This window comes from Pseudoclavibacter sp. RFBA6 (assembly GCF_002931575.1).
Classification (GTDB): domain Bacteria; phylum Actinomycetota; class Actinomycetes; order Actinomycetales; family Microbacteriaceae; genus Pseudoclavibacter; species Pseudoclavibacter terrae.
On record NZ_PSUA01000012.1, the window covers coordinates 354,999 to 374,642 of the forward strand.

The window sequence follows — 19,644 nt, forward strand, 5'->3', positions numbered from 1 at the left end:
TGATCTTCGGGAAGGCCGCAATACACTGGTCGCGTCGCGTCTGCAGGAGCGGCACAGGAGCTCTGAACCGCTGTTCACCCCCAAGAGGAGCAACGATGCGAACCGCCGCCGTACGAAGCGCCGCAGGCGCGTCCCTGGGGCTCGCCGCCCTCCTGCTCCTCAGTGGATGCACCCTCGTGACGACACTCGCCGGCGGGGGCACCGATCCCGTGGTGACGACGACATCGACGTCCACTGCCGAGGAGACGGAGTCGGCCACGCCGACCGCATCCGAGACGGCAACACCGACACCAACCGCGGTGTCCGGCACGATGACCGGCATCGAGGACCTCGCGGTCGGCGACTGCTTCGACCTCGAATCGGATTCCGACGATGCGGAGCTCTTCCCGAACTGCGACTCGCTGCACACGTACGAGGCCTACCACTCCGAGAACATGTCGGGCGGAGACACGTTCCCCGGCGACTCGGCGATCGATACCGCCCTCGAGGACATCTGCTCCGCGGCGTTCACCGGCTTCATCGGGGCGGAGCCGTTCCTGACCGAGTGGAACTACACGGGCATCGTGCCGAGTGCCGAGTCGTGGGCCAGCGGCGACCGGGAAGTGCTGTGCATCGTGACGCCCGTCGACGGCCAAGCCACTGCGGGAACGGCTGCGGGTTCCGCCAGTTAGCCTGGTGGGGTGTCCTCCCGAATCTCCGCAACGCTCTTGGCCGTGCTCGTCGTCAGCGGAGCGCTGACGGCCTGCACCGCCAATCCTGAGGCACCCCGCGCGGTTCCGATCACCGAGGTGAACATCGGCGATTGCTTCTCATCGGACGCCGACCTCACCGTCGCGACGCTTGCATCCTCGTGCGCGGACCCACACCTCTACGAGGTGCTCTCGGCGGCACCGAGCGAACTCGGTGCCGCGTTCCCAGGCGACGACGCTCTGTCCTCCGAAGCGGACGCACGGTGCTCAGCGGAGTTCGCGGAGCTCGGCCGGGACGCGGTCGCAGGCCTCACCGCGCTGCACCTTGTCCCGAGCGAGCAGACCTGGAGTGACGGTGACCGCGACGTCGTGTGCCTCATCGCGAGCAGCGACGGCGCCGAGCTGAGCGGCTCACGTCTGCCGCCCAACGGCTAGCCCAGCCTTCACCGCGGGCTGCCTGCCTGTGGACATCGGCGGCGCGTGTCGGCGGCTCCGAGTAGCGTCCTCAACACAGCAGGTTCTCGATCAGCGCCGTCCGCGTCCCGTCCGGTTCGCGGAGATCGCAGAATTCCGCGTCCGGAGAGGAATGCCCTTGCCAGCTACCGCCATCACACCTGACCTCGTCGTCGGCGAGGACGGCCTCGCGCGGCCCCTGTGGGCGAGCCGGGACGAGCTGCTCATGCAGTACTACGACACGGAATGGGGCATGCCGATCACCGACGAACGGGGCGTGTTCGAGCGCCTGTGCCTCGAGATCTTCCAGTCAGGGCTGTCCTGGCGCCTCATCCTGCAGCGAAGGCCGCTGCTGCGCGAGGCGTTCGCCGGTTTCGACGTCGACGCGGTGGCCGAGTTCGGCGACGACGACTTCGAGCGTCTGATGGGTGACCCAGGCGTGATCCGGAACCGACTCAAGATCTCCTCGGTCATGAAGAACGCTCGCGCCACGGTCGCGCTGCGCGAGAGTGAGCCACTCAACGAACTCGTCTGGAGTGCCAAGCCGGCGACGACGCCGAGACCAGCTTCAGCCGCAGACGTGCCGAGTTCGAGCGATGAGTCGCGACAGCTCACCAAGAGCCTCAAAGCGCGCGGCTTCAGCTTCGTCGGCCCAACCAACCTCTTCGCCCTCATGGAGGCGATCGGCATCGTCGACACGCACCTCGTCGGCAGCCACCGGCGAGGCACATCCGGCGTGTGGCCGACGGACTGACTCAGGCACCGCCGACCGCGGACAACAAAGCCCCGACTCGCCGGTGTTGAACTGGCAGGTCGGGGCCTTCGCTCATGACGTGGGTTTCGTGGAGATGGGGGGAATCGAACTCGTGAGAGACCCGCACAACGACGTGGCCGGTCTGCCACTCCCCAGACATTCCGGGCCTGGCGTCGCAATGCTCGACAATCGAAACCAGTCGAAATCAGGACAAGTGTGGGCAAAATGTGGGCACAAATCCTCACCCTCAAGGCCTCTCGTCGTAGCGATCCGTCCGTGTGGCTTTCGTGGCCTCGAGCCACGAAAGGTATTCCTCCCACACGTATAACACCACTCGGGCGTTGGCCTTGCGAAAAGGCAGCCCGCCCTCGCGGGAGCGCTGCGTCGCGAGTGCGGCGACGGTGAGGCCGGGGATCCGTTCGCACAGTTGTTGCGGGGACAGGAACTCGGGTGCGGTCATGCGTTGTGCTCGGCAATCCATTCCTCGATGTCGCTCAGCCGGTAGCGGACGAGTCGGCCGACCTTCGTCGCCTTCGGGCCGCGGTGCCCGTCGTCTTTACCGTCGAAGTACTTCCAGTTGCGGAGAGTGCTCGTCTGCATGTTGAGGAGCGCTGCTGCTTGCTCAGTCGTCAGGAGCTCGTCATCGGCCAATCGAGTCATGCCCCGATCCTGCCGCATGTCCCGAATGTCGGCGCCTGTGCGACCATCCACGGCATGAAAGAACCAGTCGAGAGGTCACCGCCGACGTCGCCCTCGAGTCGTTGGCGCTGCGGTGCGAGACCGTCGCCGAGCAGGTCGACTCGAAGTGGACGAAGCGCATCATCTGCTGGCGGCCCGTCGACACCCGACCCGCCGAGGGGATGTCCTGGCTTATCTGGGGCGAGACTCCTCCGCTGCGCGAGGTCGACGGCGAGCTCGTGCCGGTGCCTGTGACTGTCGACGGCGCCACGTACGAGCCGATCCTCCTCGAACCGCTCGATGTGTTCGACGTGTGGCTCGAGCTGCTGCTGTGGGTGACCGAGGGCGACGTGCGCACCGAGATACGTCAGGCACTCGAGGCCGGGCCATGAGTCAGAAGAAGTGGGCGATCTCGAACGGCAACGCGCAGATCCGGCACCGTCACCCTCGAAGGTGACGCCCTCGCCGCCGAGCGCCTCGCGTCCGAGCTCTTGATCGCGCTGCTCTACATGGCGCAGCGAGCGACGAGGAAGAAGGGTTGGTGACCCCCGCGGCGCGGATCCACCCACGCGGTCCGGCATAGGCACCGAAATACCCGGGCAAGTGCGCGTCCGGGCGTATCAGTACGCTGACCAGGATCGCAACGTCGCGACGCGAAACAAGGAACCGCATGACGAACACACCCAGCATCGAACGCGTCGACCCCCTCTCTCTCAACACTGGAGACACCATCAGGTTCGAGAAGACCGGCCCCGACTACCGGGTCGAAACCATCGAGATCCTCGGCGAGCACGCCCGCGTCCGCGCACTCACCGTCGCGCCAACCGCCGGCGGAAGCGTCATCGATGCGCTCCCCCACATCGGCGACCGCGGTTGCTACCAAGTTCGCTGACTCATGGACACACCAGCATCCGAGCACGCCCGGCGCGCGATCAAGGACAATGCCGGAGTTCGTCGCCGTGAGATTCTCGGGACGGTGCTGGTCAACCTCCCGGTCTTCGTTGTGCTCGGTTTCGCGATCTTCGGCGTCATCTGGGGTCTCAGCGCATAACCGCCCACCCGCAAGTGCCTCACCTTCGGGTGGGGTTCTCTTGCGTTGAGGGCACGAGCCTTCGAGGAGGGACGAACAACGGATCGCTCGGAATCAGCGAGAGCGCCCGCTGAACCGCGAGACACGCCACAACCACAGCTCCCGTCAGCAGAACCGGGTATGCCAGGTCCAGGATCGGGTTCCTCATCACCGACGACCACGGCGCAACGTCAAGCAGTGTCGCCCACAGCATGATCACGATGGGGTGCAGGACGTAGATCACGAGCGTCCGCGAACCCAAGTACCGCGCCGCTCGCGCGAAGGGCTCCCACGCGCAAGCGATCGACACAAGCGCGATCGCGGCAGGCACCGACGCGAGCGAGGCGACGAGACCAGCCGTTGCATCCGCGGCACCGGTGACGGGCGCCAACTTCACGACAGAGGCCACGACGAACGGGATCGCCCACGCCAGACGCACGCGAACCGACTGCTCTGCGACCGACCGCAGCCGATCCGCGAAGTAAACCCCAACCATGAAGAAAATGAGGTTGGCCGGCATCTTCGACGCCATCTCGGGCATCTCCACGAAGGTGCCCACACCCCAGAGGACGACACCAGTGGACAGCATCACCCAGACCGGGGCACGCAGCGCTACCGCTGCTCCCACGACCACGGCGTAGGCCCCGAGCGCCATAAGGAACCAGAGAGAGGTTCCGGGCACGATTAGTTGGAGCGCGAAGTCTTCGAGGGACGGGACGACGTGCGGGAAGTCCGGGAAGCGCAGCGCGGCGTCGACAGCGAAGTAGATGACTAACCACACCACATACAGGTAGTAGTTCGAGACGAACCGCGCTTGGGTCTTTCGCGTCCGCCACCCTCCGAGGAGACCTCGCGCCGCGAAGATTCCGGCGACAGCAAGCAGCACGGGCATGCGGGCGCTCCCTAGAAGGGAATCGATCGGACCCCAGATGATTGCGGCTCCGGTCGCCTCGCCGAAGTCTCGGTCGTGGTGCCAGATCAGGACGTGGAACAGGACCACGGCCAGAATGCCGACGCCCCGTGTTGCGTCCGCCCAGAGGAGTCGCCCTCGCTGATCCATGTGCCGTCTCTCCGTTGAAATGATGACCGAACGGAGAGTAGCAGTGACCAGGCCAGTGCGGTGACCGCACGAACGCACGAAACCGCCCCCTCCCGCGAAGCGTCGTCCCGGGTGTTCGGGATCGCTTCAGCGAGAGGGGGCGAAGTCGGTGGTGCGTGAGTCAGCGGCCGGCGGTGAAGCTGGCGTTGCCGATCGACGTGGCGACGGACAGGATCGTGGAGACCCCCGTGACCGAGGCGACGGCGAGCCAGTTGATGCCTTCCACGCCGACGGCGGGGATGAGGTCGGCGCCGGTGGACACGGTGATCGCGGCGACGAACACCTGAGCTGCGGTCTTCACGGCGCGCTCGGCGGCTCCTCGCCAGAACGGGGCCGTCCAGATCGTGGAGTCGGATTGCTCGGCGGCGAGCTTAGATCTCCAACGCGCCGCGGTCGGCAGCTGGGCGGAAGCCGATCGGACGAGCGGGGCCGGTGCTCGTCGCGACGCCCGTCTGCAACCACAAGTCAGTCGCCGAGAGAGTGACGACGTCATTCGCGCGCTGGATCTCCTAGCGCCCATTCCATCCGGTCGGGAGATCTAGCCGCCGAACGCCGGTGTTCCCGTTCACGACGTGCCAACCGGTGTTGCCGGTGCCGGTCTTCTTGATCCAAAGCCACGCCCCGTTCGTGCCCGAAGTGTCCCGGTAAGTGCTTCCGGGGTTGCCGGTGACGACCCCGTTCGGCATGCCCGTGCCGACGAGGTCCACGTTCGGCATGCCGGATGCGCCCCTGCGGGCCGACACCGCCCTGCGTGCCGGGCGACCCAGCGCGCAGACCAAGGGCGAGCGTCAAGTTCGGGTACGAGCCCGACAGGCTCGCCGTCATCGGCTGCCCCTGCCCGACCTCGGACGAGGTCACGGACAGGCTCAGCGGCGGCGGCGAGACGCCGTCACGAGGCGGCGGCAGCACGATCTTGAACCGCACCTCCCCGTCGACCTCTTCAGTCGCGACGGTCGGCACCGAGCCGACCACACCCACCGTCGACGACGCGACGAACGACGGGAGCTCGCGCGACTCGCCCTTGAACGACGCGATTGTGAGCAGCTGACCCCACGGCCCGGAATCACCGAACCGGTACGCGAGAGCGCCGTCCACGACCGCGAACACCGGCACCGCGCCAGCAGCGCCGGCGAGGTCGATGAGCGCTACGACGTCGCCCCACGGCCTCGTCTCACCCTCACGGACCCCACGGACCTGCAGGTGCGTGGGTGTGCGCTGCAGTTCGAGCGACCATCCCGGCTGCGGGGCTGGAATCACCGCACCGGGTTCGAGCATCGCGGCGAACGACGGCCGCGGCTCGACGGTCGCGTTGTACTCAGTCACAGCGATCCTTCCTTCGTGACGTCGGCCCGGACCCGGAAGTTGCCTGCGATCCAGGTCGTGGGCTCCGTGTCGTCGGCGCGAAGCGCTTCGGCATGGTAGGAGCCCGTGACGCTCTGGGCCGCACCGAGGAGCTCGCGTGTCTGCGCGGCCGTCAAGGTGATCTCGAGCACCCCATCCCCAGGCGCTCGATGCCGATCTGAGCGGCGATGACCTTCTCCCCCGCCTTCCACCAGCACCGCCAGTCCTTCCACTCCGAGGGGTCAACAGCAGTGCCCCCTTCGGCGAGACGGGGATGCTGATCGGCTCCACGCGGTCACTTGCGAGGAGCTCGACAGTTTCAGCGACGACGGCGCGTGCCATGAGTCCTCCTAGCTGAGACGACCACCAAGGTCGATCGGACGGGGAGTTCTCCCCTACCTGTGAATTGACTGTTAGCCTGAATCAATGAAAGCGACCCTCCGCGAACACCTATCGACGCAGAGCAACGCACTCAATTTCATTCGCCTGATACTGGCGTCGGTTGTGATCTTCGACCACACCTGGATCATCGGTGGATACGCGGAAGAAGCACAGGCTCCGGTTGCCACCTGGGCAGTCAACGGATTCTTCGCAATCAGCGGATACCTCATCGCAGGGTCAGGAATGCGCCTCGGGTTCCGAGAGTTCATGACGAACAGGGCGTTCCGGATCCTGCCCGCCTTCTGGACAGTGCTCATCCTCACCGCATTCGTCGTGTCACCGATCGCTGCCTGGATATCCGGCGAGACATGGCAACTCGGTAGCGCGATCACCTACGTCACGAACAACGCTGCGCTACTCATCACGCAACACGGGATCAGCGACACCCTGGCCGCAGCGCCGTACCCCGACGTGTGGAACGGGTCACTGTGGACCCTGTTCTACGAGTTCGCCGCGTACATCGGGGCCGGAGTCCTGCTGAGCTTCGCCTGGGCAAGGAAGCACGCGCTCCCGATCGTTTGCGCTCTACTCGCCGTGCTCATGATCGGTCAGTTGCTTGCACACGGCGTGCTCGACGTCGAGGAGAGTCGCCTCGTCCACATGGTGCGTTTCGCTGGGTTCTTCGCTGGCGGCATGGTGGTGTATTTCCTCGCCGACAAGATCCGCCCAGGCAAGCGTCTCGCCGCGACGGCTGCGCTCGTACTCGCCGCGTTGTTCGTGTTCGACGTCGCGGAGATGCTCGGTCAGCTTCCCCTTGCAGTTCTATTGCTCACCCTCGGCGCGATACTCCCCGTCCGCGCTGGAATGAACAACGACATTTCCTACGGCATCTACATTTGGGCGTTCCCCGTCCAGCAGTTCGTGATTCTGCTCGGGCTTGGGTTCCTCGGCCCGTGGGGCACCGGGCTTCTGTCCTTCGCTGTCACGGTCCCACTCGCGTGGGCGTCATGGCTGTGGGTCGAGAAGCCCGCCAACAACCTCCGTAGGCATGTCCCGAAACGCTGGTACGGGAAACGTCCGGCTGCCGTTGCGCCTGCTAGGCGCTAAACCATCTCGACGACGTCCCGTCCCACGCGAACCGCGCCGACACTCCTGGCGCGATATCCAACTGCGCTGGAAGAGCCACGTGGCTAGCCGAGGTCTGAAAGCGGATCGGGCCGGATGACTGCAACGTGGTGTATGCGACGATGATCTGCCCCGACGACGCACCCGACTGGAGCCGTTGATGATGCGCGGCACCGTGACCGGTGACGTGATCATGAACGTCACCACGGGGTCGCCCACGTTTCTCATCTGCAACGTGTAGTTCGTCGCCAACGGGTTGATGATCCGCAACGCTGTCGAGCTTCCGGCGAGCGACGACCCGAGCGTTGACCGCGTCGCCCAGAACCCGTTCGCTTGACGGGTTCCGCACCGCTGAGGGCAAGCAGACCGACGCGTGAGGATTCAGGACCAAGAAGGAAGCCGAGATCTTCGCGAACACCGTAGAGGTGCAGAAACTCCGCGGCGAGTACGTGGCGCCTAGCGCCGGCCTCAAGACAGTCGGGCAGGTTGCCATGGACTGGCTCGCGCAGAAGCAAGCCTTGAAGCCTTCGTCAACGCGAAGCCTCGAGGCGTCCTGGCGCATCCACGTAAAACCGAGATGGGAGAAGGAGCCAGTCGGGAAGGTCACGCACGCAAGGGTGCAGGCGTGGATCAACTCAGATTTCAAGGGAAAGTCACCCACGGTGGTGATCCGCGCGTACGGCGTGCTCGCTGGGATCTTCGATGTTGCTGTGCGCGAGAGGCTGGTCAACGCGAACCTCGCACGCGGCGTCGTCGTCCCACGCAGGGTGAAGGGCATGCACGACTATCTGACCAAGGAGCAGTTGCGTGCAGTCGTCGACGAGTGCGGCCCGCACGGCAGCTTCGTGCTGTTCCTCGCGACCACGGGCCTCCGTCGGGGTGAAGCCGTCGGACTACTCGGGAAGCACGTCGATCGGAAGCGCAATCGCGTGACCGTGGAGCGCGCCTACGCGCAGCTGGGGTCTCGCTACGAGCTCGGCAGTCCCAAGTCCCACGAGATGCGGTCGGTGCCGGTGCCGGCTCTGGTGCTCGAGCGCATGAGTCTCGTCGTGCCCGGTGCGCACGTCTGGGCGCTCAAGGGCAAGGACGCTCCGATCCCGCGGCCGTCACCTGAATCGGGGTGGTTCGATCAGGCCGTCGCTCGCTGCATGAAGGCGGACAAGCACTTCCCGAGGATCAGCCCGCACGACCTGCGGCACACGGCCGTCAGCTTGGCGATCTCGGAGGGCGCCAACGTGAAGGCCATCCAACGCACGGTCGGGCACGCTTCTGCGGCCATGACACTGGACGACGACGCAGACCTCTTCGACGAAGATCTCGACGCTGTCGGGGTCGCGATGAATGCAGTTGTGGGCAAAATGTGGGCAGACGCCGTTTCCTGAGGGCGCTGAACAGACAGAAAAGGCCCCAACTCCCCAGTCTTTGACTGGCAGGTCGGGGCCTTCGCTCATGACGTGGGTTTCGTGGAGATGGGGGGAATCGAACCCCCGTCCACAACTACGAAACCGCGGCTTCTCCGGGTGCAGTCTGTCTACTGTTCTACTTGGCTCCGATCATGGGGACAGACACCTTGATCGACGAGCCCAGTTCCAGTGCAAGTCCCGTGGTGCCCTGAAACACAACACCACAGCAAGTTCCCTTAATGACGCCAGCTACCGGAGCGGGAACACCCCCGGGCTGACGGACTATCGGACTCGCTTAAGCAGCGAGGGCGAAGTCGGTGCGCTTAGCGTTAGCACCTATGTTTTGCGAGGGGCGTTTACGAGATAACCCCGCATCCTCGACCCGCTTCACGCCGATTCACCAGTCATGTCGAAACCGATCATCCCCGTGAGCCGAGTCTCCTCGGCGGCGTTCCACGTCATGAGCTCTGTTGAGTTGCAGCTGCCAGAAGAACTGGCAGCTCCTAAACATACGTCAAGACGGCCAGAAAATCCACGTCCTGGCGTGCTCAGGGCAAGCCTGGAGGCGATTCCCGGCAGGACCAGTAACCTGAACCCCATGAGCGGCAATGACTTTGAAGGATTCGGGCGCCCGAATTGGCAGAAGCCCGAGAACGGCGACGAGCACGCCCACGAATCCGGGGACTCCGTTGCGGAAGACCAGGCCTCTGGGCACGAAGGCTTCGGTGCGCACTTCGGCAGGCCGGCTGAGGAGCCGGACGCTCCCGCGCCCTCCGAGGATGGGCCAGGCCAGCCAGGGGTGAGCGACGGCGAGGTACCCGCGCCGATCCAGTACGAGGCGCCCGCGGCGCCCACCTGGCCGCGTGATGCCGAGTCAGCCCCAGCAGCCGATGCAGTCAGCGAAGGCGCGGAACCGGCCAGCGGCGACCAGTCTCACGCCGACGAGAACAGCACCGAGGTCCTCGGCTTCGGCGAGGGGAACGAGACCGCTGTGCTCGGTCGCGGAGACCACAACCAGACGGAGATCCTCGACTCCGGTGCGCCGGCCGCCCCGAGTTGGGAGCAGACTCCCCCGCAGGAATCGAACGCCTGGAACGACCAAGGCGCATCCGCCCCGGCTCCAACTGGCTGGGACCAGACGGCCCAGCACGACCCCAACGCCTGGAGCGACCAGAGCGCACCGGCCCAGGCTCCCGCTGCCTGGGACCAGCAGCCCTCCGCTCCGGCGTGGGGCCAGTCGGCTCCGGACGCGCAGGACGCCCAGACGACGCAGACTCCGGAGTGGAACGCGCCGAATGCTGGCCAGGCTGACGCGAGTCAGGCGAACGGCGCCCTCGAGGCGCCAGCGTACGGCGAGGTGAACAGCGCGCCGAGCTACGGCGGCCAGAACGAGTCGCCCGCGTTCGGCTCGACCGCCCCCGAGGCAGGTGCCGCTCCCTTCGGCGCAGGCTACGGCGCGCAGCAGCAGGCAGGCGCGTGGAACGGCGCCCCGGAGAACCAGACCCCAGCCCCCTTCGCCCCCGGCCAAGCACCAGGCCAGGAGTTCGGAGCACCGGCGTTCGGCGGCAACGGGGGCGGCGGCTACCAGGGCGGCGGACCGTCCGGCCCCAACGACTTCGGCAACGGAGCCCCTGCCAAGAAGCCCTGGTTCCGGAAGCCAGCGATCCTCATCCCCGCGATCATCGGCGTGGTGGTCCTGGTGGGAGCGGCCGTAGCGATCCCCGTCACCATCCACAACAACAACGTGAACCGCGGCGACGAGCTCGCGGCGGCGTTCCAGACAGACCTCGACGCGCACTACGCGGACTGGACGACCGAGAACCTCGATCTGGCCGCCAACGTCACCATCTCGGCCGCGCTGGGCGAGAACACCGACTTCTTCTCGCAGTCGGCGGCCCAGATGACCGACTTCTCGACTCGCTGCGGGAACGTCGCGACGGCGGAGACGACGATCAACGACCTCGCCGGCTCCACCGTGCCCTCGCTCGCCGTCGAGGACGGCGCCGACGCCTCCGAGGCGTACAAGGCTGCCCAGACCGAGAGCGACGGCCTCAGCGAGCGACGCGACATCGTCGCGAACTTCGCCGACACGGCCAGCGCGGACGTCGCGGCGCTGCAGCAGTTCTGCGAGGCGTTCCCGAAGTACAACTCGATCTACAACACGTTCGGCACGCAGCTCGCGTCGTTCTCGTCGACGGTCTTCACTATCCCGGACGGTCAGAACATCGACCTCGGCAACAACCTGTACTACCCGTGCAACGTGTCGACGGGATGCCCGAACTACAGCGACCCGAACATCGGCACGACGATCGCAGACGCCATCAAGTCGACCTACGTCGACTTCTACCGTGGCATCGCGGACCTGGCTGCATCCGAGTGCTTCCTCGACGAGCTCGCTGATGTCTGCACGAGCTACAGCACCGAGTTCGGCAAGGCCGCGGATGCTGCGCAGGCCGCCTCCGACTCGTACCGTTCCGAGACGCTGAGCCTCACCGTCGGGGCCGTTCCGTTCGCCAACTCGGCACCGCTGTTCACCGCGATGTTCGACTCGTTCGACGCAGCTGACGCGGCCGTTCAGACGGCCTGGTGGAGCGCCGACCCCTCGTCAGACGGCCAGACGGACCGCGGTTGGCAGTCGCGAAGCCTGAAGACGCTGCTCTCCGCACACGAGAGCTCCATCGCGACGCTCGTCGAGAGCGTGCGCTAGCGGCTCCAGGCGACAGACAGCGATGCGGCCCCCGATCCAGTGGATCGGGGGCCGCATCGCTGTCCGGGACGTGCAGCGCACCGGCGCGCGGGGCGCGGCCTACTCCCCCATGTACTTGCGAGACGCGACGGCGCGGTCGGCCTCGCGCTTGTCCTGGCGCTCACGCAACGCGTGGCGCTTGTCGAACTCGCGCTTGCCCTTCGCGACGGCCAGCTCGACCTTTGCCCGGCCGTTGAGGAAGTACAGCGTCAGCGGGACGAGCGTGTAGCCGCCCTCTTTGGTCTTCATGGCGAGCTTGCGGATCTGCTCCTTGTGCAGCAGCAGCTTCCGCTTGCGGCGTGGTGCGTGGTTGTTCCACGTGCCCTCGAGGTACTCGGGGATGTGCACGGCGTCGAGCCACGCCTCACCGCGGTCGATGTACGCGTATCCGTCGACGAGGGAGGCGCGCCCCTGTCGGAGCGACTTCACCTCGGTTCCGTTCAGCACGATGCCTGCTTCGAGGGTGTCCTCGATCAGGTAGTCGTGCTTGGCCCGACGGTTCGTCGCGACAGGCTTCGTCCCTTGCTCCTTTGGCATGGCCTCTTCCTCTCTCGACTGCAGACGATGGACAGCCCGCTATCTTACGACACGGGCTGTCCATCGGTCTACCTAGCTGTTGCGTGCGGGTCAGACCTTGAGGTACTTGTTGATCGCAATGCGCGCGGAGACCCAGGCGAGCAGCACGCTGACCACCAGGAGGACGGGGATCGCGAGGAGCGCCTCCGGGACTCCGATCAGGGAGACGAATGGCAGCTGCCTGCCGAGGTAGCCCTGCACGAAGAAGTGCGCGATCGCGACGGTTGCCGCCGAGGCGAGCACCGCACCGATGAGGGCCGCGACGACGCCTTCGAGGATGAAGGGCGCCTGGATGTAGCGGTTGGAGGCGCCGACGAGGCGCATGATGCCGATCTCACGGCGCCTGCTGATCGCGGAGAGGCGGATCGTGGTCGCGATGAGCAGCGCGGCTGCGACGAGCATGACGACCGCGACGCCGATCGCGGAGAGGCTGGCGACGTTGAGCAGCTCGAAGATGCTCTCGAGGTACTGGCGCTGGTCGGTGACCGCCTCGACGCCGTCGTAGCTCGAGAGCTGCTCGATGATGATGTCGGCCTGGTCGGGGTCGGTGAGCGTGATGAGGAAGCTCTCCGAGAGGTACTCGGGCTCGACGAAGGACACGATGGGGTCGCCGGCGAACTGCTGCTGGAAGTTCTCGTAGGCCTGGTCCTGGTCTTCGAATTCGTACTCGCTGACGTACGGGGTGAGGACGGCGCCCTGCAGGGCTGCCTCGACGGCATCGCGCTGGGTGTCGCTCGCTTGACCGCCTGCGCAGTTCGGGGCGGTCGAGACGGACGAGCAGAGGTCGACGGACACCTGGGCCCGGTCGTACCAGAACGCCTTCATGCTGCTGATCTGCTGCTGCATGAGGATTCCGGCGCCGACGAACGTCAGGGAGACGAAGGTCACGAGCACGACGGAGATGACCATGCTCGAGTTGCGGCGCAGTCCCTGCCACATCTCGGCGAATACGCGGCCGATCATTTGACGTCTCCAGTGTTCTTCGTGGTCTTCTCGCCGGCGACGCGGGAGGCGATCGAGTCGGCGATGGATGTGGGGGCTTGCGCCTGGACCTGCGCGTCGGCGTCGTCGTTCTGCTCGAGCTGGTTCGCGGTTGCCGTCTCCGCTTCGGTGAGCGGCACGATCCCCGGCTGGTAGACGCCGTCGGACTCGTCGCGCATGATGACGCCGCCGTCGAGCTCGATGACGCGCCTGCGCTCCTCGTCGACGATCGAGACGTCGTGCGTGGCCATGACGACGGTGGTGCCGTTTGCGTTGATGCGTGTGAGGAGGCGCATGATGCCGCGGCTCGTGACGGGGTCGAGGTTTCCGGTCGGCTCGTCCGCGAGGAGGATGTCCGGCTTGTTGACGACGGCGCGCGCGATGGCGACGCGCTGCTGCTCGCCGCCGGAGAGCTCGTGGGGGAAGCGGTTCGCCTTGTCGCCGAGGCCCACGGTCTCGAGGACGTCGGGGACGGCTTTCGCGACGTGGCCGCGCGACTTGCCGAGCGCTTCGAGCGCGTATGCGACGTTCTCGAACACGGTCTTGCCTGCGAGGAGGCGGAAGTCCTGGAACACCATGCCGATGCTGCGTCGGTAGTAGGGCACCTTGCGGTTGGAGATGCGGCGCAGGTCCTGGCCGAGGACGTGCACCTGTCCGCGGCTCGGGGCGTCCTCGCGGAGGATGAGGCGGAGGACGCTGGATTTGCCGGACCCGGAGGGGCCGACGAGGAACACGAACTCGCCGCGCAGCACCTCGAAGGTGATGTCGTCGAGTGCGGGGGCGGCGGTGCCAGGGTAGACCTTGGCGACGTTATCGAATCTGATCATGGCGCTAACAGGGTAGGCACCGGAGTGGCCGCAGCCCGGCGCGACATGCAGAACACGTCAGACGTGGGGGCGCGGCTCGTTGCTTCCGGTCGCCTTCTCCGTGTTCCTAGGCGGCGTCGGCTTCGCCTCGCTTGCGCCAGCGGATGCCGGCGGCGATGAACGCGTCGATGTCGCCGTCGAAGACCTTGTCGGTGTTGCCGGTCTCGTGCTGGCTGCGGAGGTCCTTGACCATCTTGTATGGCGCGAGGACGTAGGAGCGCATCTGGTCGCCCCAGCTCGCGGTGATGTTGCCTGCGAGCTCTTTCTTCTGCGCGTTCTCTTCCTCGCGGCGGAGAAGGAGGAGCCGGGACTGCAGCACGCGGAGCGCGGCGGCACGGTTCTGGATCTGGCTCTTCTCGTTCTGGCAGCTCACGACGATCCCGGTTGGGAGGTGCGTGATGCGGACTGCGGAGTCGGTCGTGTTGACGGACTGGCCGCCCGGGCCGGACGAGCGGAAGACGTCCACGCGCATGTCGTTGTCTGGAATCTCGATGGATTCGGTCTGCTCGATGAGCGGCACGACCTCGACGGCGGCGAAGCTCGTCTCGCGGCTGCCTGCGGAGTTGAATGGGCTCATGCGCACGAGGCGGTGGGTGCCGGCTTCGACGGAGAGGGTGCCGAAGGCGTATGGGCTGTCGATCTCGATGGTGGCCGACTTGATGCCGGCCTGCTCGGCGTAGCTGGTGTCGAGGACGGAGACCTTGTAGCTGTGCTGCTCGGCCCAGCGGAGGTACATGCGGAGGAGCATCTCGGCGAAGTCGGAGGCGTCGACGCCTCCGGCGCCGGCGCGGATCGTGATGACCGCGGGGCGTGGGTCGAATTCGCCGTCGAGGAGGGTCTGGACCTCGAGGTTGCCGATGACCTTGGTGATCGACTTGAGCTCGGCGCGGGCTTCCTCCGCCGTGTCCTCGTCTTCCATCTCGACGGCCATCTGCGCGAGCACTTCGAGGTCGTCGAGGCGTCGTTCGATCTCGTCGAGGCGCTTGAGGTCTGACTGCGCGTGGCTGAGTGCGGAGGTGACCTTCTGCGCGTTCTCGGTGTCGTTCCAGAGGTCGGGGACGGATGCTGCGGCTTCGAGCTCCACCACCTTCGCGCGGAGCTTGTCGGGGTTGAGCACGGCGCTGATGTCTCCGAAGGTGCTGCGCAGGGCGGCGATTTCCGAAGCGAGGTCAAGGTTGATCATGATCTCCCAAGACTAGCCGCCAGGGCTGGGCGGCGCGGTTCGGCTCGCGTGAGGTCAGGACAGCACGACTCTGGCGTCGCTGGAGACGGTGATGTCGAGACCGGATGGGAGCAGCGCATGGGCGAGGGGTGGCGTCCAGTGGCCGGTGATGACGACGTGGGCGGTCACGCCGTCCGGGGTGGTTGCCGAGTCGAGCGTGAGGCCATCCGGGGCACCACCCGCGAGGTCTTCGAGGGTCATGACGGCTCGCTCGGAAACTGCCGCGGGGTCGAGGACGGGTGTGAGCTCGTCTCCGCTGAGGGCGACGTCGGCTGCGGAGAAGCTCTCGGAGGCGGAGAGCGCCACCGCGTCCGCGATCGTGAGGAGTCGCTTTCGTTCGATGGACAGCGACGTGGCGGCGGCGAGCACGTAGACGGTCGTGAGTCCGATCATGAGGAAGACGAGGATGAGCGGGAGCACGCTGCCTCGTTCGTCGCGCATCCGCTGCAACCCGTCCGGGATTCGGGTTGGGTGCTCGCTCATGTGGAGAGTCCGAAGCGTGTGACGGCAAACGAGGATGTGGCGCTTGTCGGGATGGAGAGCGGGGCCGCTCCCCCGGTGAGGTTCGGCGCGAATGGCAGGGGCACGTCGATCGTGACGCTGACGGTGACGACGGCTCCTGCATCCTGGCAGGTGTCGGCGGGACTGTCGCACGCGACGAGCTGTTCAACGGCCCCGGCTTCGAAGCCGTGGTCGGCTGCGGCCAGGTCGATCGCCGCCGCCGCGAGAGCCTGCGTCTCCTCGGACTCGGGGTCGGATGCCAGCAGGCGTGCTGCGCTTCTCGCCGCTGACTCCCCGGCAATGCTCGCTCCCTGCAGCGCCGAGAGCGTCAGCATGAGGTAGGCGAGCGGCACGATCAGGAGTGTGCCGAGGGTCAGGAACTCGAGCGAGGCTGACCCCCGATCGTCACGCAGCATCCAGCGTCTCCTGTGGCGCATGCCCGGTCACCTCCAGTGCTTCTGGCAGTCCGATGAGGCCGATGAGCGGAAGTGGCGAGCGCACGGTGACGGCGACGACAGGCGCTCCGTTGAGTTGCGTTGTGGTTGCTGTGACGTTCTCGGCGTAGCCGGCGCCGAGGCTGACGGAGATGAGCTCTGCTGCTCGCGCTTCGCCCGCGTCGAGGTCGGCTCCGAACAGCCCGGCGTGCCTCGCGCCTTCGCCCGCGGCGTCGAGGAGCGTCGTGCGTACGTAGAGCGCGAAGCCGATCTGCAGGACCGTGACGGTGAGGAGCACGAGCATCACCGTGACCATGACCCACTCGGCGACCGCCGATCCCAGATCGTCGCGGATCACGGGCCGGCGTGAGCGGGCCGGCTTGTCAGCTGAAGTCACTGACTCGGGTGATGGCGTTCTCGAACACGTTGACGAGGAGGTCGCCGGCGACGGTCCAGAGGAGGATGACGATTCCGGCGGACATGATCGTGATCAGAACCCAACCGGGGACGTCTCCGCGTTCGGAGGCTGCTCTGGTTCGGAGTGCGTGGAGGAATTGCATGGTCGTGCCTTTCGGGTGGGCTCTAGAAGCTCGTGCGGAGCACGAAGACGGCTGGGTAGAGCGCGAACAGGATGGTGGTGGGCAGGATGAGGAAGATCAGCGGGACGAGCATCTGCACTTCTTTGCGCCCCGCCGCTTCGAGGAGCTCACGCTTCCCGAGCTCTCGGGCGTCGCTTGCTTGAGCGCGGAGCACTTCGACGAGGGGCGCGCCGCGCTCCAGAGCGGAGATCATGTGCTCGACGCAGCGGTCGAGTGGCAGGTACTTGACGCCCCTGGTCATCTCGTGGAGCGCGTCGGCAAGCGAGACGCCCGTGTTCACGTGGTGGACGACGCGTGCGAATTCCTGGGCCAGTTCGCCGGTGCTGACGTTCGCGACGCGCCTGAGGCTGTCGAAGACTCCCTCGCCGGCCGAGATGCTGAGGGAGAGGAACTCGATCACTGTCGGGAACTCGCTGGCCACTTGTCGATGTCGGCGGTGCGCCGCGCGCCCGAGTGCCTGGTCGCGGGCGAAGATTCCGACGCCGCCGAGCAGGAGCGGAAGCAGGATCTGAGCGATGATCGGCATCCCTCGGGTCACACCGAGCATCAGTGCGGTGGCGAGTCCGACTCCTGCCGCGATCAGCCCCCAGGTGAGCTGTTCGGCTCGGAAACGTTCGACGGTGGCTGTGGAGCCGCTTTGGCGAAGCTGACCGATGATGCGGTCGTTGCCACCGAGGACTTCGCCGAGGAGTGCACGCCCCTTCGCCATGAGCGGGGCGGCGAGGGTGCCGAGGACAGGGAGCGGGTCGGTCGCGGTCTTCTGCACGTCGGCGCGAGCGGCTGCCGACACGTCGAGGAGGTGCGGTGCGAGGCGTTCGGCGAGATTCGGTCTGGAGAGACGGGGCACGGCGGCGAGGATCGTCCAGAGGCCGATGCCGAGACCGAGGCCGCAGAGGACGGCCCAGCCGAGGGTCTCGTTCATGCGAACCACCTGCGGTCGTCTTTCAGCTTCGCGATCCGGAGCATCACGAGGTAGGCGAGGACTGTCGTGGCGAGGCCGATGAGGATGACGGCGGCGCCTTCGTAGCTGTTGAAGGCGGTGGCGGCCTCCGGCCGCGTGGCCAGCATGAGCAGGACGATCCAGGGTGCGGCGGATCCGAGCTTTGCGGCGTTCATGACCCAGGACTGCTTCGCCTCGACTTCGTGGCGCACCGCTTGCTCTTCGCGGAGGTAGCTGCCGAGGCTCTTGAGCACCGTGGGGAGCTCGGCGCCACCGACGTCCCTGGACATGCGGAGTGTGCTCAACACGACGACTTCGCGTAGGTTGGGCACATGCGAGCCGCGATCTACGTCCGTCAGAGCCTCGACGTGCAGGAAGGCGTCGATCGACAGCTTGAGCGCTGCAGCTCCCTGATCTCTGCACGTGGCTGGACCGAGGCCGCGCGCTACGCCGACAACGACACGAGCGCCACCAAGGCCCGCGGGCCTGGCACCGGCTGGTCGCGAATGCTCGCGGACGCGGCCACAGACACCTTCGACGTCGTCGTCGCGGTCGACATGGACCGACTGCTTCGCTCGGTCCACGACCTCCTCACGCTCACGAAGGCGGGCGTCCGGGTTCTCACCGTCGACGGTGAGATCGACCTGACCTCCGCTGACGGCGAGTTCCGAGCGCTCATGCTGGCCGCGATTGCGCAGTTCGAGACCCGGCGCAAGGGCGAGCGCCAGCGACGCGCCAACGCCTACCGCGCGTCCCAGGGTCGCCCCGCGGGAGGACGGCGCCCGTTCGGTTTCGAGGCGGACGGGATGACCGTCCGCGAGGACGAAGCCGAAGCGGTCCGTGCCGGCTACCGCTCGATCCTCGCCGGCGATTCGCTGCGCCAGGTGGCACGCGATTGGAACGCGCAGGGCTTCCACACCGGGCAGCCTCGACAGGCCCGCACGGGGCGCGCTGGCGAGCCGTCGCCATGGATCGGAAGCACCGTTGGCGCCGTGCTCCGCAACCCTCGCTACAAGGGCGAAGCAACCTACAAGAGCGAAGTCGTCGGCGCGGCCCTGTGGCCTGCACTCGTGGACGCAGAGACTTGGGAGGCCGTAAACCTGGTCCTCGCGGACCCGAACCGTCGAACGCCCCGGCAGAACACCCGGCATCTGCTCAGCGGCCTCGCTCTGTGCGGCATCTGCGGCTCGACGGTGCACGGTGGTGCCACACGCCGCCCCGGTCAACGCGCCTACCGCTGCAGCACCTCGAGCGGCCACATCTCCCGCAAGGCGGAGCCCATCGAGCAGTTCGTCGTCGCGACGATCATCGAGCGGCTCTCACGCCCCGACGCTGCAGCCCTGCTCCGTCCCGACGACTCCCCCGATCTCGACGCACTGCGCAGCGAGGCCGCGGGGCTGCGGTCGCGGCTCGACTCGCTCGCAGTCGACTTCGCCGACGGTGCGCTGACATCGAGCCAACTGCGAACGGCTACCGCGCGGATCCGCTCGAGGCTCGAGGAAGTCGAGAGGCCCCTCGCTGCGGCGATCGGAGGCGATATGCTCTCGGATCTCCTCGGCGCGGACGACGTCACGGCGGCCTGGGAAGCACTGAGCCAGGACCGACAGCGCGCTGTCATCGCCGCGCTCGCCACGGTCAGGATCAAGTCAGCCGGTCAGGGAGCCCGTCGTTTCGACCCTGCGACCGTCGGGATCGAGTGGGTCCGCGCCGGGTGATTCGCGGACCAGCGCCGAGGAGGTGAACGCCGCTGGGTGAAACTATGTAGCGAATGCAGTTTCTACTACATT

General features: G+C 66.5%; 26 protein-coding genes and 1 other RNA gene. 10 read left to right on the forward strand and 17 right to left on the reverse strand.

Features of this window, described 5'->3' with window-relative positions:
• The first annotated feature begins 95 nt into the window (after window positions 1-95).
• The 3 genes from C5C17_RS11570 to C5C17_RS11580 all read left to right on the forward strand — a co-directional run bounded on the left by C5C17_RS11570 (window position 96) and on the right by C5C17_RS11580 (window position 1,896).
• Entirely contained in the window at window positions 96-671 is a 576-nt protein-coding gene (locus C5C17_RS11570) for a septum formation family protein (protein ID WP_181028566.1), read from the forward strand.
• Between the two features lie 9 nt (window positions 672-680).
• Window positions 681-1,124 carry a septum formation family protein gene (locus C5C17_RS11575; RefSeq protein ID WP_104253520.1) on the forward strand — a complete coding sequence of 148 codons (444 nt, stop codon included), beginning with the start codon at window positions 681-683 and terminating at the stop codon, window positions 1,122-1,124.
• A 151-nt stretch (window positions 1,125-1,275) separates the two neighbouring features.
• Complete coding sequence (locus C5C17_RS11580) at window positions 1,276-1,896, forward strand: DNA-3-methyladenine glycosylase I (RefSeq protein WP_104253521.1); 621 nt, start codon at window positions 1,276-1,278, stop codon at window positions 1,894-1,896.
• A gap of 247 nt (window positions 1,897-2,143) precedes the next feature.
• On the opposite strand, the gene C5C17_RS11585 is transcribed toward C5C17_RS11580, so the two are convergent.
• A complete protein-coding gene (locus C5C17_RS11585; protein ID WP_104253522.1) occupies window positions 2,144-2,356 on the reverse strand; it encodes a hypothetical protein in 213 nt (70 codons plus the stop codon).
• The gene (locus tag C5C17_RS11590) at window positions 2,353-2,556 is read right to left on the reverse strand and encodes an AlpA family transcriptional regulator (protein ID WP_104253523.1); all 204 of its coding nucleotides are present in this window, start codon (window positions 2,554-2,556) and stop codon (window positions 2,353-2,355) included. Before C5C17_RS11590 ends, C5C17_RS11585 begins: the two co-directional genes overlap by 4 nt.
• 101 nt (window positions 2,557-2,657) lie before the next feature.
• Here C5C17_RS11590 and C5C17_RS11595 point away from each other — a divergent pair, with 101 nt between their 5' ends.
• The 3 genes from C5C17_RS11595 to C5C17_RS18615 all read left to right on the forward strand — a co-directional run bounded on the left by C5C17_RS11595 (window position 2,658) and on the right by C5C17_RS18615 (window position 3,625).
• Window positions 2,658-2,966: a hypothetical protein gene (locus C5C17_RS11595; RefSeq protein ID WP_104253524.1), complete on the forward strand. Its 309-nt coding sequence runs from the start codon at window positions 2,658-2,660 to the stop codon at window positions 2,964-2,966.
• Window positions 2,967-3,244: 278 nt separating this feature from the next.
• Window positions 3,245-3,466: a hypothetical protein gene (locus C5C17_RS11600; protein WP_104253525.1), complete on the forward strand. Its 222-nt coding sequence runs from the start codon at window positions 3,245-3,247 to the stop codon at window positions 3,464-3,466.
• A gap of 3 nt (window positions 3,467-3,469) precedes the next feature.
• Entirely contained in the window at window positions 3,470-3,625 is a 156-nt protein-coding gene (locus C5C17_RS18615; RefSeq protein ID WP_181028567.1) for a hypothetical protein, read from the forward strand.
• Between the two features lie 19 nt (window positions 3,626-3,644).
• Here C5C17_RS18615 and C5C17_RS11605 read toward each other — a convergent pair whose 3' ends face one another.
• From C5C17_RS11605 to C5C17_RS18625, 4 genes are all read right to left on the reverse strand, one after another.
• Window positions 3,645-4,703: an acyltransferase gene (locus C5C17_RS11605; RefSeq protein ID WP_104253526.1), complete on the reverse strand. Its 1,059-nt coding sequence runs from the start codon at window positions 4,701-4,703 to the stop codon at window positions 3,645-3,647.
• Window positions 4,704-4,863: 160 nt separating this feature from the next.
• The gene (locus tag C5C17_RS18955) at window positions 4,864-5,262 is read right to left on the reverse strand and encodes a holin (RefSeq protein ID WP_104253527.1); all 399 of its coding nucleotides are present in this window, start codon (window positions 5,260-5,262) and stop codon (window positions 4,864-4,866) included.
• Window positions 5,232-6,065, reverse strand: coding sequence for a hypothetical protein (locus C5C17_RS18375; RefSeq protein ID WP_146079154.1), 834 nt, complete (start codon window positions 6,063-6,065; stop codon window positions 5,232-5,234). The genes C5C17_RS18955 and C5C17_RS18375 overlap by 31 nt, the downstream gene beginning before the upstream one ends.
• A complete protein-coding gene (locus tag C5C17_RS18625) occupies window positions 6,062-6,235 on the reverse strand; it encodes a hypothetical protein (RefSeq protein WP_181028569.1) in 174 nt (57 codons plus the stop codon). The genes C5C17_RS18375 and C5C17_RS18625 overlap by 4 nt, the downstream gene beginning before the upstream one ends.
• A gap of 274 nt (window positions 6,236-6,509) precedes the next feature.
• On the opposite strand from C5C17_RS18625, the gene C5C17_RS11625 reads away from it, so the two are divergent.
• Together C5C17_RS11625 and C5C17_RS11630 are read left to right on the forward strand one after the other, a co-directional pair.
• A complete protein-coding gene (locus C5C17_RS11625) occupies window positions 6,510-7,571 on the forward strand; it encodes an acyltransferase (RefSeq protein WP_104253530.1) in 1,062 nt (353 codons plus the stop codon).
• A gap of 536 nt (window positions 7,572-8,107) precedes the next feature.
• Window positions 8,108-8,971 (forward strand): site-specific integrase, encoded by an 864-nt coding sequence (locus tag C5C17_RS11630; protein WP_181028570.1) that lies wholly within the window; start codon window positions 8,108-8,110, stop codon window positions 8,969-8,971.
• 79 nt (window positions 8,972-9,050) lie between these two features.
• Here the strand turns inward: C5C17_RS11630 and ssrA are convergent.
• Window positions 9,051-9,419, reverse strand: a transfer-messenger RNA (tmRNA) gene (ssrA, locus tag C5C17_RS11635).
• Between the two features lie 171 nt (window positions 9,420-9,590).
• Between ssrA and C5C17_RS11640 the strand changes: the two genes are divergently transcribed.
• Complete coding sequence (locus tag C5C17_RS11640) at window positions 9,591-11,699, forward strand: hypothetical protein (RefSeq protein WP_104253532.1); 2,109 nt, start codon at window positions 9,591-9,593, stop codon at window positions 11,697-11,699.
• Between the two features lie 99 nt (window positions 11,700-11,798).
• On the opposite strand, the gene smpB is transcribed toward C5C17_RS11640, so the two are convergent.
• From smpB to C5C17_RS11685, 10 genes are all read right to left on the reverse strand, one after another.
• Window positions 11,799-12,275, reverse strand: a complete 477-nt coding sequence (smpB, locus tag C5C17_RS11645; protein WP_104253533.1) for an SsrA-binding protein SmpB — start codon at window positions 12,273-12,275, stop codon at window positions 11,799-11,801.
• Between the two features lie 90 nt (window positions 12,276-12,365).
• The gene (ftsX, locus tag C5C17_RS11650) at window positions 12,366-13,277 is read right to left on the reverse strand and encodes a permease-like cell division protein FtsX (protein WP_104253534.1); all 912 of its coding nucleotides are present in this window, start codon (window positions 13,275-13,277) and stop codon (window positions 12,366-12,368) included.
• A complete protein-coding gene (ftsE, locus tag C5C17_RS11655; protein WP_104253535.1) occupies window positions 13,274-14,122 on the reverse strand; it encodes a cell division ATP-binding protein FtsE in 849 nt (282 codons plus the stop codon). The genes ftsX and ftsE overlap by 4 nt, the downstream gene beginning before the upstream one ends.
• Before the next feature lie 106 nt (window positions 14,123-14,228).
• A complete protein-coding gene (prfB, locus tag C5C17_RS11660; RefSeq protein WP_104253536.1) occupies window positions 14,229-15,344 on the reverse strand; it encodes a peptide chain release factor 2 in 1,116 nt (371 codons plus the stop codon).
• 54 nt (window positions 15,345-15,398) lie between these two features.
• Complete coding sequence (locus tag C5C17_RS11665; RefSeq protein WP_146079156.1) at window positions 15,399-15,866, reverse strand: hypothetical protein; 468 nt, start codon at window positions 15,864-15,866, stop codon at window positions 15,399-15,401.
• On the reverse strand, window positions 15,863-16,300 hold the full coding sequence (locus tag C5C17_RS11670; protein ID WP_104253538.1) for a hypothetical protein: 438 nt from the start codon (window positions 16,298-16,300) through the stop codon (window positions 15,863-15,865). Before C5C17_RS11670 ends, C5C17_RS11665 begins: the two co-directional genes overlap by 4 nt.
• On the reverse strand, window positions 16,290-16,715 hold the full coding sequence (locus C5C17_RS11675; protein ID WP_258066180.1) for a TadE/TadG family type IV pilus assembly protein: 426 nt from the start codon (window positions 16,713-16,715) through the stop codon (window positions 16,290-16,292). The genes C5C17_RS11670 and C5C17_RS11675 overlap by 11 nt, the downstream gene beginning before the upstream one ends.
• Window positions 16,702-16,878, reverse strand: coding sequence for a hypothetical protein (locus tag C5C17_RS18630; protein ID WP_167516480.1), 177 nt, complete (start codon window positions 16,876-16,878; stop codon window positions 16,702-16,704). The genes C5C17_RS11675 and C5C17_RS18630 overlap by 14 nt, the downstream gene beginning before the upstream one ends.
• A 22-nt stretch (window positions 16,879-16,900) precedes the next feature.
• On the reverse strand, window positions 16,901-17,839 hold the full coding sequence (locus C5C17_RS11680) for a type II secretion system F family protein (RefSeq protein ID WP_104253539.1): 939 nt from the start codon (window positions 17,837-17,839) through the stop codon (window positions 16,901-16,903).
• Complete coding sequence (locus C5C17_RS11685; protein ID WP_146079157.1) at window positions 17,836-18,147, reverse strand: type II secretion system F family protein; 312 nt, start codon at window positions 18,145-18,147, stop codon at window positions 17,836-17,838. The genes C5C17_RS11680 and C5C17_RS11685 overlap by 4 nt, the downstream gene beginning before the upstream one ends.
• Before the next feature lie 42 nt (window positions 18,148-18,189).
• On the opposite strand from C5C17_RS11685, the gene C5C17_RS11690 reads away from it, so the two are divergent.
• Window positions 18,190-19,572, forward strand: coding sequence for a recombinase family protein (locus C5C17_RS11690; protein WP_104253541.1), 1,383 nt, complete (start codon window positions 18,190-18,192; stop codon window positions 19,570-19,572).
• Window positions 19,573-19,644: the final 72 nt, after the last annotated feature.

Coding starts and splice junctions, on each gene's coding strand:
- C5C17_RS11570 (WP_181028566.1), top strand. CDS start 96: ATGCGAACCGCCGCCGTACGAAGCGCCGCAGGCGCGTCCCTGGGGCTC.
- C5C17_RS11580 (WP_104253521.1), top strand. CDS start 1,276: ATGCCCTTGCCAGCTACCGCCATCACACCTGACCTCGTCGTCGGCGAG.
- C5C17_RS11585 (WP_104253522.1), bottom strand. CDS start 2,356: ATGACCGCACCCGAGTTCCTGTCCCCGCAACAACTGTGCGAACGGATC.
- C5C17_RS11590 (WP_104253523.1), bottom strand. CDS start 2,556: ATGACTCGATTGGCCGATGACGAGCTCCTGACGACTGAGCAAGCAGCA.
- C5C17_RS11600 (WP_104253525.1), top strand. CDS start 3,245: ATGACGAACACACCCAGCATCGAACGCGTCGACCCCCTCTCTCTCAAC.
- C5C17_RS18615 (WP_181028567.1), top strand. CDS start 3,470: ATGGACACACCAGCATCCGAGCACGCCCGGCGCGCGATCAAGGACAAT.
- C5C17_RS11605 (WP_104253526.1), bottom strand. CDS start 4,703: ATGGATCAGCGAGGGCGACTCCTCTGGGCGGACGCAACACGGGGCGTC.
- C5C17_RS18955 (WP_104253527.1), bottom strand. CDS start 5,262: ATGGGCGCTAGGAGATCCAGCGCGCGAATGACGTCGTCACTCTCTCGG.
- C5C17_RS11625 (WP_104253530.1), top strand. CDS start 6,510: ATGAAAGCGACCCTCCGCGAACACCTATCGACGCAGAGCAACGCACTC.
- C5C17_RS11640 (WP_104253532.1), top strand. CDS start 9,591: ATGAGCGGCAATGACTTTGAAGGATTCGGGCGCCCGAATTGGCAGAAG.
- smpB (WP_104253533.1), bottom strand. CDS start 12,275: ATGCCAAAGGAGCAAGGGACGAAGCCTGTCGCGACGAACCGTCGGGCC.
- ftsX (WP_104253534.1), bottom strand. CDS start 13,277: ATGATCGGCCGCGTATTCGCCGAGATGTGGCAGGGACTGCGCCGCAAC.
- ftsE (WP_104253535.1), bottom strand. CDS start 14,122: ATGATCAGATTCGATAACGTCGCCAAGGTCTACCCTGGCACCGCCGCC.
- prfB (WP_104253536.1), bottom strand. CDS start 15,344: ATGATCAACCTTGACCTCGCTTCGGAAATCGCCGCCCTGCGCAGCACC.
- C5C17_RS11665 (WP_146079156.1), bottom strand. CDS start 15,866: ATGAGCGAGCACCCAACCCGAATCCCGGACGGGTTGCAGCGGATGCGC.
- C5C17_RS11670 (WP_104253538.1), bottom strand. CDS start 16,300: ATGCTGCGTGACGATCGGGGGTCAGCCTCGCTCGAGTTCCTGACCCTC.
- C5C17_RS18630 (WP_167516480.1), bottom strand. CDS start 16,878: ATGCAATTCCTCCACGCACTCCGAACCAGAGCAGCCTCCGAACGCGGA.
- C5C17_RS11680 (WP_104253539.1), bottom strand. CDS start 17,839: ATGAACGAGACCCTCGGCTGGGCCGTCCTCTGCGGCCTCGGTCTCGGC.
- C5C17_RS11685 (WP_146079157.1), bottom strand. CDS start 18,147: ATGTCCAGGGACGTCGGTGGCGCCGAGCTCCCCACGGTGCTCAAGAGC.
- C5C17_RS11690 (WP_104253541.1), top strand. CDS start 18,190: ATGCGAGCCGCGATCTACGTCCGTCAGAGCCTCGACGTGCAGGAAGGC.